Here is an 11682-nt window from a genome sequence, read left to right on the forward strand (position 1 = left end):
TTCGCACATCTTGTTGTCTGATTATTGATTTTTCGCGAAACCATTTGATCATATGACAAGATGTGTATCCACCTTAACTTAATGATTTTTACCAAAATCATTAGGGGATTCATCAGTACACAGCCTGGATCAGCGTCTTAATCCCGATTTGGCTCCGCCGGAAATTTCTGAGACCATGCAGGAGTTCAATAACATGTTCGATCGCCTGGAGGGGTCATTCCGGAAACTGTCAGATTTCTCGTCTGACATCGCGCATGAGCTGCGCACAGCGGTCAGTAATCTGATGATGCAGACGCAGTTTGCACTGGCTAAGGAAAGGGATGTTTCGCATTACCGCGAAATCTTATTCGCTTACCTGGAAGAACTGAAAAGGTTGTCACGAATGACCAGTGATATGCTTTTTCTGGCACGTTCAGAGCATGGTCTGCTGCAGCTGGATAAACATGATGTGGATCTGGCCGCCGAACTGAATGAATTACGTGAGCTGTTCGAGCCTCTGGCAGACGAAACAGGAAAGACAATCACCGTTGAAGGAGAGGGCGTTGTTGCCGGAGACAGCGATATGCTGCGACGTGCTTTCAGTAACCTGCTTTCCAATGCAATCAAGTATTCTCCCGATAACACCTGTACAGCGATACACCTTGAGCGTGACAGTGACTGTGTGAACGTGATGATTACGAATACGATGTCCGGCCAGGTTCCCGCTAATCTGGAACGTTTGTTTGATCGGTTCTATCGAGCTGATTCATCAAGGGTCCACAACACGGAAGGCGCGGGGCTGGGATTATCAATTACAAGGTCGATCATTCATGCTCATGGCGGCGAGCTGTCAGCAGAACAGCAGGGGCGGGAAATTGTGTTCAGTGTGCGCCTGTTAATGGATTAATCCCGTTCTTCAGGAGAAACCTGGAAGGTGACAAAATTGTCATCATTCAGTCACGCGATAAACAGAGGCGGTTTTTTATAATCATACATAAATCAGGAGCAGAGTGATAACGCAATCGCCTGGTTCCTGGAGTGATGAATAACCCGCCCTGAGATCAAATGCTTTCTCTGTTATAAGCCGTTGATTGTTTGGGTATGAAAACACCGGAGACCCAACCATGAAAAAGATCCTTGTATCATTTGTTGCCATTATGGCTGTCGCTTCATCCGCCATGGCTGCAGAGACAATGAACATGCATGACCAGGTAAATAATGCCCAGGCACCCGCCCATCAGATGCAGTCAACCTCTGAAAAAAGCGCTGTTCAGGGAGACAGTATGACAATGATGGATATGAGCGGACACGATCAGGCTGCAATGTCCCATGAAATGATGCAAAACGGCAACGCTTCTGCCCACCAGGACATGGCGGAGATGCATAAAAAAATGATGAAAGGCAAACCAGGGGCCACCAACGAATCAGCAACGTCATTTTCAGAAATGAACGAGCATGAAAAAGCCGCTGTTGTGCACGAGAAGGCGAATAATGGTCAGTCTTCCGTTATTCATCAGCAGCAGGCTGAAAAGCATCGCAGCCAGATCACCCAGAATTAACCCGCAGCTCCACTTGTTAGACCCTCATTTGACGCCGAAGTCACTGGCTTACGCTCCCGTCCGGGAGCGTTTTTTTTATTCTTTCATTTATCATTGAGTCTTATGGGAATGGATTTAATCAGTTACTTAATCCCTGCCTCAGCAACAAGTCCCGGAAAGAGCAGCTTTATATTCCGGGTTTTTCTGCTCATAACCTCAACGGTGGCGCTTAGGATGTACTTTGTAAGTACCCAGAGTGTGTGTCATCAGTACCGGTGTTAATGCACCAGCCCATTCCAGCCATGTATACCCATGTAAATCCCAACAGCAGCAATCAGGGCGCTTGAAATATAGGGGGCTCTTCTGGCGATGGTATTGAAGCCACTCCAGCGTTTGGCGACCTGACGAACGCTGATCGCCGCACCCACTCCAACCGTTACGAGGGTCAATGCCAGGCCGATACTGAAACAAACAACCAGTGTGGCACCCAGCGTAAGCGCTTTAAGCTGAAGGCAGATCAACAATACAGTTATAGCTGCCGGGCAAGGGATAAGCCCTCCTGTCAGTCCAAATATCAGGATTTGCCCGTTGGTTACTTCTTTCCCGTCGAAGCGGCGTTTTATGTCATTGGCATGAGCCAGTTCGTGAGCGTCCTGATACTCTTTCGAATTCACATCCAGCCCATCAAGCTCAGAGTGGTCATGGTCATGGTCGTGTTCAGCGAACGCCACATCATAGTCATGGACATGACCACGATGTCCCAGAGACAGACGTACGTTGAAATTGTGAGGCTCAGGGATGGGAGATGTTGACTCCAGATAATCACCATGATCAACAAATTCAAAAGTCTGAGAGATCGTACTGTTTTCCCGAAGTGTGGTTAATGAGATATCTTCAGAAGCCCATCTTTGGCCACTAAGAGTGCGTAGCCGCCAGTGGGGAAGTTGTCCTTCTTCAAAAATGGACAGTTCAACTTTTCCATGGCCAGTATCGATCAACCTTGTTTCGTCATGGTGATGATGTTCATTCTCCTGCATTCCCTCCAGCCAGTTTTTCTCACCGCTCCAGGTTCGCCAGAACATCCAAAAAGCCGTACCAAGGATGATCACTGAAGAGACCATCTGTAGCCAGGGTTCGGCTGATTCTGCGGTAAATTTATTACTGATATACATCCCTCCAAAAGCAATCAGCCATACGACTGCAGTGTGCGACAATGTTGCCGCGACACCCAGCATCACGGCCTGACGTACGGTGCCTTTTATAGCAATGATGAATGCTGCCATCATTGTTTTGGAGTGCCCGGGCTCCAGTCCATGAAGCGCGCCAAGCAGAATGGCGCTGGGGATGAAAAACCATGCGTTGCCTTGCTGAAGAAGTGTCGTAAATTCGTTCATGAGAATCATTCTTGGTTATTAAGTGTAGGCCGGATTCTACTCCCCCCCAGTAAAATATACTACCCCCCAGTAGAATAACGCTGGTATAGTTACATAAAATATCCAGGAGAGTGAGAGCCCACATGTCACATACCATCCGCGATAAACAAAAACTGAAAGCACGTACAAGCAAGATCCAGGGGCAGGTTGCTGCGCTGAAAAAAATGCTTGATGAACCTCACGAATGTGCCGCTGTACTGCAACAAATAGCCGCCATACGTGGTGCCGTGAATGGTTTATTGCGTGAAGTGATTAAAGGACATTTGACTGAACATATTGTTCATGAAAGTGAAGAACAGAAACGAGAAGAAGACCTGGACGTTGTGCTGAAGGTTCTGGATTCTTACATCAAGTGACAGTTTGGCTAAAAGCCCTGAGCATTAATTTATCTAAATAACACGTTATCAAGTGACGGTTTTGGGCTGTTTGTAGCGGCATAGTGAGTTTGTTTAATCAATGAGCTTTAAGATGCCCCCCTTCATGCAAGGCAACGCGTACATTTCTGGTACATCTACTTCCCTTACTTTGCTCAGGGCAACCCACATTGTTAAAGCCTCTACTCGCTGACCATCAAAATCACCCAACGTCAGATAATGGAAAAAAATTTTGGATGACATTTTGAAACGTGTCCTCTGCTGTGAACGTCGAGAGATGCTACGCGAGAAAGGAGATGACCTACTTAGTATCCTGTTAAGTAGGTCTATCTGAAGAAGTAGACAACTTTAAAGTCTTTTTCATGTTAAAGGAGACAACTTTAATGTCTGTGTACACCTACCTTTGCTCAAATCAAAATGTTCTGACATACCAAAATGGAGTGTAAAATGACTCAAAACCAGGGTTCTGAGCCAGTACCGGCGAGCCGGACAGGGCAGCTCATCAGCGCCCGGGATATGGCCATGCAGAAATTCGAAGAAGGGATGCGGTTAATCTCGGAAGCGTCGGAACTGTGCGGTCTCTCTCTCTTCACCAGCAGAATTATGCAGCCCAACGCATTTGGTCTTCCGTCGTCACTGGATCGCACCATCGAGGAGGGGCGTAAGGAAATTGACCGTAAAACGTGGAAAAGGCTCTTTGAAGAAATAGGTATGGACCGGTACTGGAACCATAAGCAAAAAGAAGCCTTTAACGAATCCCTACGTACGGATCCGCCCGTCGCTTCCCTGGAGATTGTTAAGGGAACATTACAGCATGCACTGGCTAACAGACGAGACACGCTTGCAGAAGGTTTCGTTGATGTTCTCAACAAGCTTGACCGAAGTTTTAAAAGCAATGCACGGCAATATACAATGCCGAAAAAGCTTGTTCTTCGGGGGATTTTTCCTGGTGTGAACGTACTGAGGTACAACGGTTTCTCGCAGGACAATCACTTTTGTTTACGCGACTTTGAGAATATTGTATGCATCTGTTCTGATACTCCAACACCTGCAACCGGCGGTGGGCTGAGTATGGTCGACAGGCTGACGGCCATGAGAAATACAGATTTCACAGGCGAGGTCTGCGATGAGAATGGCTGGCGGTGTCGCCTGTTTGAGAATGGAAACGTTCATATTTGTATCGACAGTATCTCGCTTCTGAATGCTCTGAACGATCTTATCAGCATATATTTTGCAAACCAGCTTCCGGCCGCAGGAAAAAAATGATGATCGAAAACGATAAAGAAAAAAGCCTGAACGATGCTACCTCGCCAGAGGTGCAGAATGACATCCGCAGCGAATCCACAGAAAAATCAAAGGAAATGGGTCGTTCAAGGTACTCATCTATTGCGATGATCGATTACTTCAATGCAATCGAACGTCTGTGCGAAGAGAAAAAAATTAACCCGGAAAATATCGATCTGAGCTTCAAAGTTCACTGGCTCAGAAACGCTGTTGGCGGCTCGTTTGCAAGGTCACAGGAGATGTTCGCTGAGTACCAGAAGTATGTTAAAGAGGTTCCTGAAGAGGCCCGTTACCTGGATATACCCGATGAGGTGAAGGTTGCACTCGGCGATATTATCTCGTACATCACCTGGCACTACCGTAGAAGCTATACCGCAATACAGAGTGATAGTGTTAAAAAAGCTGAAGCACGTAGCATGCAGCTGGAGGAGGAGGTAACGCAGCTTTTACAGCGGCTTGAGCAAAGCGCTACCGATATGGATGAGCTGAAACTTGAGAATCAGGCGCTACAGGGTCGATTAGAGATCCGGGACAGTACCGTCAAGGAGTTAGAAACAAGGCTGAATGTTGCCGAAGCAGAACTCGAAACCTGCCATCACCAGTTAGATAGCACACGGCATGAATTAAGCCTCGCACAGCAGTCAAATGACTCACTCTCCCAGCAACTGGCTGAACGTAAAACAGAGATCGCTGGTCACCTTGAATATCAAAAAAAGCTGAACGAAGAGATCAACACTCAGCGTTCTGATAATGCCGGTCTTTCCAGACAATGCGACCAGTTAAGTCAGACTGTGTCAGATACAAAGGCAGAGAGGGACAGGTTTGAACAGGAATTGATTGCTGCACAGAACCTCTGTGCTGAGCTGAAAAGTGCACTGTCCGGGAAGGAGGGTGACCTGGTGGCGGTGAATGCCGAGCTTACTGAACTCCATAAACTAAACGAGTCGCTGAGCGCCGACCTGAAAAAAGTAACTTTGGTCAGCCAGGGCTATGAAGCGGAAGTGGCTGAACAAAGCAGTGAATTAAAAACGCTCCAGTCCAAAGTAATGAAGCTGGAAGCTACCCTGGAGGCAGAGAAAACAATCTCAGAATCCCTGAAAGGCACCATTGATACATTGACTGGTGCAATGGCAGGGGGAGGTACTGGAAAGTCAAAACAGCCGCGTAGTAGAAAAACATCATGATAAATGAAGCCAGGTTGATAGACTTCTCTGCATCCCCTGGCACAGTAGACCTTCTGCGGACATTCAGCCCGTCCGCAGGAGTTTTCGTCCTTCAGTCAACAAATGCACTACCTTTTTTGAGTCTCCACTTTCCAGTGCAGAAAACACGTTACCGATTTTACCAACAGCTTGTATCTGAGTGATAACCCCAGTCTTGTAATCATCAAGGATCCCTGACAGGAAAGCGTTCAGTTTTGTCTGTTCGCTTAGTGAAAGCATGTATGACATTTTTTCTCCATTTTAAGCAGGTGTGCCAGTTGAAAGAGGTTTACGTGATTCTGGAAAATGAGGCAGCACCATAGTTTCAGATGCTGTGGTCGCATCCCAGTGCCACCATCCATAAGGCCCATATTCACGGTTGTAATAATCTTTTTTGAGTTGCTTTCGGGCCAGATAAGCAGGAGTGGCCATACCAAATACTTCCATCGGGAACGGCTTATCGCTTTTTGTGTCGAGCAGGTAGAAGTCAGGGAACACCTCACTAATACTCGCATCATAACGCATGGGCTTAACGTACTGCCGGTGCTCTGCATCCAGCTTTTCTGCAACAACCGCCTCATAGGAGGAGTCCAGAGGTATCCAGTTCTCGCTAACGTGCATCAGCACAATTTGATGAGCTCTTACAGAAGGGCCTCTGCCGGTTACCGCAGCTGGTGACGTCAACGCAAAGACAACTATTTTCGCCCCGGATTTCCATGCTGCGTACTCCGATGAAAATCGTTTCTTTACGCTATCCCAATGGCCTTCTGAATTGAAAAAAATCAGCGGTAGCCCCCCAAAATTCCGCAGGGGTAAAAATTTAAGTGGCTTCTCATGCTTTTCAGCATCGTAGCGAGGTAAAACTGACAGGAGCATGAGACGTTTATCACTCATCGCCTGTGATGAAAGACGCTGAATTTGCGACTGAGCGACAGGTTGTTTCGGGTCAGGTACACCAATGAATAAATGGTCACCTATGCAGGCTCTGCCGGTACGAATTTGTTTAGCGGTTTCAAGCAGACGATACCGTACCAGTGAATCGTTACGTTTCCCTGCCATTTTCGGGTACCAGACATTCAGACCAGACTCTGTCCACAAAAGACTAAGCAAGCCCAGGAGGGTCATTGAGGCCTGACCTCCTTCTGGTCGCTGAACATGGGGCAGGGGAGGCACTTCTGATTTTTCAGGAGGATCTTTCTCTGTCATACCGATACCGAGCCTTACAGCCATATCACCTTCGGTTGTAATCCGGACCACACCACTCGCATATCCTTTCAGGCCGGTATGCCGGGCATCAAGGGAGAAGAATACACAGGAAGGATCATGCTCAATGCCCGTGTTAGCGGCTTTGACGAGAATAAAGGCATCACCGTTCGGTAAAGCACGAACATAAAGTCGCTTTTCTCCTTTTCCACGACATCCGCAGGTGATGACTGATTTTTGACCTGAGGTGTGGTGTGCCTTTTTAAGAGCCGACTGCCACCCTTTAGCAAACTCATCCTGCGTTTGAAAGTCAGGTGAGTACCTTTTGACGTTTGGATCGTCGTCGTAAGCAATCATCACTGCGAATTTTTGGCTCATAGTAGTCTCCTAAACAGGAAGTTTAATATCCCAACCAAAGCAACACTTCCTGAGCGTCATACTGTTCCTTTACGCCCATGTCGCTAAAGAATTCTTCGAAATCTGTTTCGGGAACGCAATGCCTGGACAGTTCTTGTAATGCTCGTTCTTTAGATACCGTCTCACCTTCAGCTGATTCGAAATACGTCATGGTTGACCTCTGACATTATTACAACAATCTTAAGCATTTAAATTGATGAAGGAGCTCAGGTCAGCTGACTTCGTCGTAAAACTGCCGCAAGCGCTGGGAGGCTGCAAATTCAATTCGAGACTTCAGCAGTTTGGCGACGGCCGCAAAGACATCAACGACCACGGAGTTCCCAAACTGTCTGTAAGCCTGTGTATTGGACACAGGGATACGGAAAACACTTTCCCCGGGTTTATCGAAGCCCATTAGCCTGCTGCATTCACGTGGCGTTAGCATGCGTGGCCGACGGTCCATGTTGTATGTGTTATGGAAATCAGTTTCTCCCAGCTCATGAGACCAGCCCCGATCAATAAGAATTTCAGATCCGTCTTTCATATAGCGGCTTGAGAGGGTTCTGGTGACACTATTAACATTGGAAGGATCTACTAGTCCAAAACCAAAACCATTGCCTTTTGCCGCATGTTTCTTTGCATAGTTGTATAAGTACTCCCAGAGTTTAGGGGAGAGGATGTATTTACTATCTACGCTCGGATCCAGTAAATCTGAGAGAGAAGGGCGCTTGTCCGGATAAAAGTCTTTAATGTCTCTCAGAGTAAAACCGTCTTTCAGACGTAGGTCGCGGCGAAAACCAATAAGGACGATACGTTCACGGTGCTGGGGTCGGAAATGACGGCCATCGATGACTTTAGGATCATCCGCGCCCGTGCTTTCGCTGTTTGCGACGTCGTAGCCAAGCTCATCGAGCGTTTTCATGATGATGTTAAAGGTATTACCCTTATCGTGACTCTTCAGATTTTTTACGTTTTCCAGAACAAAAATTGCAGGTTGTTTTGCCCGGATGATCCTGGCCACATCAAAGAAGAGCGTACCCTGAGTGTCGCACTCGAAACCGTGTTTGCGACCCATAGAGTTCTTTTTACTGACACCGGCGATGCTGAATGGCTGGCATGGAAATCCCGCAAGAAGAACATCATGATCCGGGATAGAGGCATCGATAAATTTGTATGCCTCGTCATCAGTAACCTCGGGCCGGTTGCTAAGAGTGATGTCACGGATGTCTGAATTGAAGCGGTGCTCGTTCTCATCGCAATACCAGTTCGCCCGGTAAGTACGGCTGGAATAAGTATTCCATTCGCTCGTGAAAAGACATTTACCACCGATGGCATCAAATCCGCTTCGCAGTCCACCTATCCCTGCAAACAGATCGATAAAGCTAAAGTGCCTGTCCTCATAATCAGCAGGTCGTGAAGGTATTAAAGTCTGTAGATAGCGTCCATCTGCGATACTCAGATCACAATGCTCAGGTATGCATGTAACCTGACGTTTAAGGGATGCACGGGACCAATTACTGCCATTTTCATCATTTAATACCTGAGCCAGATATTTCAGGTCATAAATAGTCGAAGCTGTTAACAAAGTTTTGTGGATCAGAGATGGTGTTTTATCCACATCATTCAGGTCTGTCTCAAGATCATGAGTGTAACGTTTCATCCAAACTCTCTCAGGAATAATATCTTTGAGATAGATTAACACGCTTAATTTGGATTATTTTTTGGTTCAGGTTCTAAATTTATTGTGATTATTCTGCCTTTAAGTTGCAAAAAGATTGGTTTTAAGCCCGCCCATGAAATAATGACTTGTTAAAATACTGCCTGTAAATAGGCTTGTGGATACATGTCTGTACTCAACAAATTCAGGTGAAATGATGTTTTTTTTTACAAAGTTACTTTTGCCCATCATGATTGTTGTATTCCCAGTGGCGTCCTGGGGGAACTCAACAACTTTTGAGGCAAAGGTGGTTAAGATTGTTGACGGTGACACCATAACTGCGTTGGATGCTCAAAACACAACCATCAAAATACGGATGTATGGTATAGACGCTCCTGAATCTAAACAGGCTTTTGGCCAAAAAGCAAAACAGGCCTTAACCACAGCTATAGCAACTAAAATCGTTACCGTGATAGACCATGGTACGGATATCTATGGCCGTATGTTAGGTACCATCTGGTTAGATGGATATGATATCAATGCCTCTATGGTGGACAGTGGATATGCGTGGGTTTATCGGTTCGAAGATAACGCCATTGTCCCTGGCTATATCAAATATGAATCCGCAGCACAAAAGGAGGCAAAAGGGTTATGGGCAGACACCAACCCTGTCCCACCATGGCAGTGGAGACAGGCAAACGAAAAGCCCAGAAAGGTGAAAGGGAAGAAATAACCATGATGAAAGAGCCTCATCCGTTACTTCAGTTGGTACTAAACGATTCCGGTCGTCTAACCATGCCTGTTTATTATAGAGATCAACAGTATTGCCCGACTTGCCTTACAAAGGTGTTGAAGAGTGAGGATGGAAGTTTGGCGCACCTCGGGGAAATAAATCAAAATACATGTAGACCTTCTATTTCAGTAGTTGTGACAAAAGCAATTATTGAAATGTTATGTGACGGGGAAAAAATATTTGTAAATCCAATACGATACCGAGGCCGGGTGCTGGCACCCTCAGTAATTTTTTCTCCCGACACTCACACTTTCAAACCGTTTATAAATACAGACTATCAGCCTGTGGGAGCAAACTGGAAAAGTGAAAAGGGATATAAACTCGGTCTGTTTTATCTCAAAGATCGAGCCAACTCTATCAATAAAGAGGAATTTGATTTCATTGCCGTTATAGACCCTAAGGCAATGCAGAAAGAATTTATTTCGGCCTGGTCTGAGGTTGATGAAAAAAATCCATTGGAAACGCTGAAGCAGATCTTACGATCTAAAAACAACTCTTCTTTATGGGTAAAATGGCCTGGCAAAATTGAGCATGCGCAAAAAGGAAATTGCAACGAAAATTACTGGTTCGATTATCAATCTGATAATCAGGAAGTGAACTGTACGGTCTCTGTTGTAGGTATCGAAGGTAACAGTTCCGGTGAGACAATTTATAGATTGCAAACTTTGCTAAAGCGTAAGCTCAATGAATATCAACTGGTTCGGTCTTTAGGGACTATTATGCTTCTTGATAATACCGGGAATATGATTCCATCAAACCATCCTTATTTTGAAGTCATCTCAAAAGCATGTATAAATGGAGTGCGTGACTTTGTTCGTCAAAACCCGTGGGTAGTCTGACGGTCAACTATAAAGCATAATATAATTAGTAATAACAAGGAACAGACATGAATGAAAACTCAGTAATCTTAATAAGTTTATTTTGGTTTTTTTTTGGATCGAGTGTTGTAGCTGGTTTTATGGATGCATCATTATATTGCTGGATTTTTGCAGCCATAAGCGCATTGTTTCTTCTTTCGGTGATACAAACACCAAAGGAGTTAACGGTATCTATTCTTCTTGCGGTACTTATGGCAAGCTCCGCAGGTGTTTTCATTCTGGCTTATAAAGTCAAAACGAATGTCGTTTCACCAATCTATCTCTTAAAAAAGCCTACTGCATACATGGCTGAAATAGATAACCGAAGGATTCATGGTTACTAAATATTTTGCAATTGCATCATTTGACGGTCCGGGTTTATTTACCCACAGCATCGACTAATTCAAGAGGTTACATATGATAGTTTCAGAAGCAATTTTTTATTCTTCTATTATTTCCTGGGTTCTTTATTGGTGGTTTATTGGAAATATTACTAAAAAGGTAGGGATGCTTGTTGTTCCACTCACGCTTACCTTCGGATGTTACATTTATGCAATTCATTTGGATGATTCCGAACAGCAAACCAATTTACGTTGGGAGCAGATCGGTTTTATTACCTTTATAATTGTGATAATGTGGGCAGGAAAGTTTGTGATGAAAAGACTATCTGAATGATGATCTAATCCACACTTTTCGATATCTTAGAAAAGTAACTTTGTGAGCAAACAGTCATATGACATGCAAAACGCTGATCTCAAAGACAGATGATGGATACACATTTAGCATTTCACCTTACGAAGACGGGTACCGCTTATCAGTCTCGCCTGAAAATCGTCACAATGGTACCCTGATCCTACCCGCGAATAGTGGACACGCGACTAAGTGAGTAAACTCCCAGACAGAGGTATCTCACATGACTAAATCAGCAACCGTAAGTAAGAAACCACGTAAACAGCATTCGCCTGA

13 protein-coding genes and 1 pseudogene are annotated in these 11682 nt (G+C 45.3%); 9 read left to right on the top strand and 5 right to left on the bottom strand.

Annotated features, from left to right (window positions below):
- Window positions 1-112: 112 nt before the first annotated feature.
- A pseudogene (gene pcoS, locus ACOTX5_RS25265) lies at window positions 113-886 on the top strand (copper resistance membrane spanning protein PcoS); the annotation flags it as partial.
- Window positions 887-1103: 217 nt separating this feature from the next.
- Complete coding sequence (locus tag ACOTX5_RS25270; protein ID WP_000723070.1) at window positions 1104-1538, top strand: hypothetical protein; 435 nt, start codon at window positions 1104-1106, stop codon at window positions 1536-1538.
- Between the two features lie 257 nt (window positions 1539-1795).
- Here ACOTX5_RS25270 and ACOTX5_RS25275 read toward each other — a convergent pair whose 3' ends face one another.
- Complete coding sequence (locus ACOTX5_RS25275) at window positions 1796-2911, bottom strand: nickel/cobalt efflux protein RcnA (protein ID WP_234101337.1); 1116 nt, start codon at window positions 2909-2911, stop codon at window positions 1796-1798.
- Between the two features lie 122 nt (window positions 2912-3033).
- On the opposite strand from ACOTX5_RS25275, the gene rcnR reads away from it, so the two are divergent.
- The 3 genes from rcnR (at window position 3034) to ACOTX5_RS25290 (ending at window position 5792) form a co-directional block, all read left to right on the top strand.
- A complete protein-coding gene (rcnR, locus tag ACOTX5_RS25280; RefSeq protein ID WP_000019951.1) occupies window positions 3034-3306 on the top strand; it encodes a Ni(II)/Co(II)-binding transcriptional repressor RcnR in 273 nt (90 codons plus the stop codon).
- Window positions 3307-3771: 465 nt separating this feature from the next.
- The gene (locus ACOTX5_RS25285; RefSeq protein ID WP_000193207.1) at window positions 3772-4590 is read left to right on the top strand and encodes a DUF4942 domain-containing protein; all 819 of its coding nucleotides are present in this window, start codon (window positions 3772-3774) and stop codon (window positions 4588-4590) included.
- Window positions 4587-5792 (top strand): hypothetical protein, encoded by a 1206-nt coding sequence (locus tag ACOTX5_RS25290; RefSeq protein ID WP_001371952.1) that lies wholly within the window; start codon window positions 4587-4589, stop codon window positions 5790-5792. The genes ACOTX5_RS25285 and ACOTX5_RS25290 overlap by 4 nt, the downstream gene beginning before the upstream one ends.
- Window positions 5793-5855: 63 nt before the next feature.
- Here the strand turns inward: ACOTX5_RS25290 and ACOTX5_RS25295 are convergent, their stop codons facing one another.
- From ACOTX5_RS25295 to ACOTX5_RS25310, 4 genes are read right to left on the bottom strand one after another with little or no spacing between them, the layout of a single operon-like run.
- Window positions 5856-6059, bottom strand: a complete 204-nt coding sequence (locus tag ACOTX5_RS25295) for a hypothetical protein (RefSeq protein WP_000121164.1) — start codon at window positions 6057-6059, stop codon at window positions 5856-5858.
- Window positions 6060-6071: 12 nt separating this feature from the next.
- On the bottom strand, window positions 6072-7391 hold the full coding sequence (locus ACOTX5_RS25300) for a DUF1173 family protein (RefSeq protein WP_000078513.1): 1320 nt from the start codon (window positions 7389-7391) through the stop codon (window positions 6072-6074).
- 22 nt (window positions 7392-7413) lie between these two features.
- A complete protein-coding gene (locus ACOTX5_RS25305) occupies window positions 7414-7581 on the bottom strand; it encodes a hypothetical protein (RefSeq protein WP_000220758.1) in 168 nt (55 codons plus the stop codon).
- Window positions 7582-7641: 60 nt separating this feature from the next.
- On the bottom strand, window positions 7642-9069 hold the full coding sequence (locus tag ACOTX5_RS25310; RefSeq protein ID WP_000833380.1) for a DNA cytosine methyltransferase: 1428 nt from the start codon (window positions 9067-9069) through the stop codon (window positions 7642-7644).
- Window positions 9070-9283: 214 nt separating this feature from the next.
- Between ACOTX5_RS25310 and ACOTX5_RS25315 the strand changes: the two genes are divergently transcribed.
- The 4 genes from ACOTX5_RS25315 (at window position 9284) to ACOTX5_RS25330 (ending at window position 11391) form a co-directional block, all read left to right on the top strand.
- Window positions 9284-9799 (top strand): thermonuclease family protein, encoded by a 516-nt coding sequence (locus ACOTX5_RS25315; protein ID WP_000464825.1) that lies wholly within the window; start codon window positions 9284-9286, stop codon window positions 9797-9799.
- Window positions 9800-9801: 2 nt separating this feature from the next.
- Window positions 9802-10698, top strand: coding sequence for a hypothetical protein (locus ACOTX5_RS25320; RefSeq protein WP_000975181.1), 897 nt, complete (start codon window positions 9802-9804; stop codon window positions 10696-10698).
- Window positions 10699-10745: 47 nt separating this feature from the next.
- Window positions 10746-11060 carry a hypothetical protein gene (locus tag ACOTX5_RS25325; RefSeq protein ID WP_001005009.1) on the top strand — a complete coding sequence of 105 codons (315 nt, stop codon included), beginning with the start codon at window positions 10746-10748 and terminating at the stop codon, window positions 11058-11060.
- Window positions 11061-11133: 73 nt separating this feature from the next.
- On the top strand, window positions 11134-11391 hold the full coding sequence (locus ACOTX5_RS25330) for a hypothetical protein (protein WP_000637193.1): 258 nt from the start codon (window positions 11134-11136) through the stop codon (window positions 11389-11391).
- Window positions 11392-11682: the final 291 nt, after the last annotated feature.

The sequence above is a fragment of the Enterobacter cloacae complex sp. IR5441 genome, from assembly GCF_049238215.1.
GTDB lineage: Bacteria > Pseudomonadota > Gammaproteobacteria > Enterobacterales > Enterobacteriaceae > Enterobacter > Enterobacter hormaechei_C.

What these genes read in the sequence shown, in the direction of transcription:
- ACOTX5_RS25270 (WP_000723070.1), top strand. Translation starts at nt 1,104, where the DNA reads ATGAAAAAGATCCTTGTATCATTTGTTGCCATTATGGCTGTCGCTTCA.
- ACOTX5_RS25275 (WP_234101337.1), bottom strand. Translation starts at nt 2,911, where the DNA reads ATGAACGAATTTACGACACTTCTTCAGCAAGGCAACGCATGGTTTTTC.
- rcnR (WP_000019951.1), top strand. Translation starts at nt 3,034, where the DNA reads ATGTCACATACCATCCGCGATAAACAAAAACTGAAAGCACGTACAAGC.
- ACOTX5_RS25285 (WP_000193207.1), top strand. Translation starts at nt 3,772, where the DNA reads ATGACTCAAAACCAGGGTTCTGAGCCAGTACCGGCGAGCCGGACAGGG.
- ACOTX5_RS25290 (WP_001371952.1), top strand. Translation starts at nt 4,587, where the DNA reads ATGATGATCGAAAACGATAAAGAAAAAAGCCTGAACGATGCTACCTCG.
- ACOTX5_RS25295 (WP_000121164.1), bottom strand. Translation starts at nt 6,059, where the DNA reads ATGTCATACATGCTTTCACTAAGCGAACAGACAAAACTGAACGCTTTC.
- ACOTX5_RS25300 (WP_000078513.1), bottom strand. Translation starts at nt 7,391, where the DNA reads ATGAGCCAAAAATTCGCAGTGATGATTGCTTACGACGACGATCCAAAC.
- ACOTX5_RS25305 (WP_000220758.1), bottom strand. Translation starts at nt 7,581, where the DNA reads ATGACGTATTTCGAATCAGCTGAAGGTGAGACGGTATCTAAAGAACGA.
- ACOTX5_RS25310 (WP_000833380.1), bottom strand. Translation starts at nt 9,069, where the DNA reads ATGAAACGTTACACTCATGATCTTGAGACAGACCTGAATGATGTGGAT.
- ACOTX5_RS25315 (WP_000464825.1), top strand. Translation starts at nt 9,284, where the DNA reads ATGTTTTTTTTTACAAAGTTACTTTTGCCCATCATGATTGTTGTATTC.
- ACOTX5_RS25320 (WP_000975181.1), top strand. Translation starts at nt 9,802, where the DNA reads ATGATGAAAGAGCCTCATCCGTTACTTCAGTTGGTACTAAACGATTCC.
- ACOTX5_RS25325 (WP_001005009.1), top strand. Translation starts at nt 10,746, where the DNA reads ATGAATGAAAACTCAGTAATCTTAATAAGTTTATTTTGGTTTTTTTTT.
- ACOTX5_RS25330 (WP_000637193.1), top strand. Translation starts at nt 11,134, where the DNA reads ATGATAGTTTCAGAAGCAATTTTTTATTCTTCTATTATTTCCTGGGTT.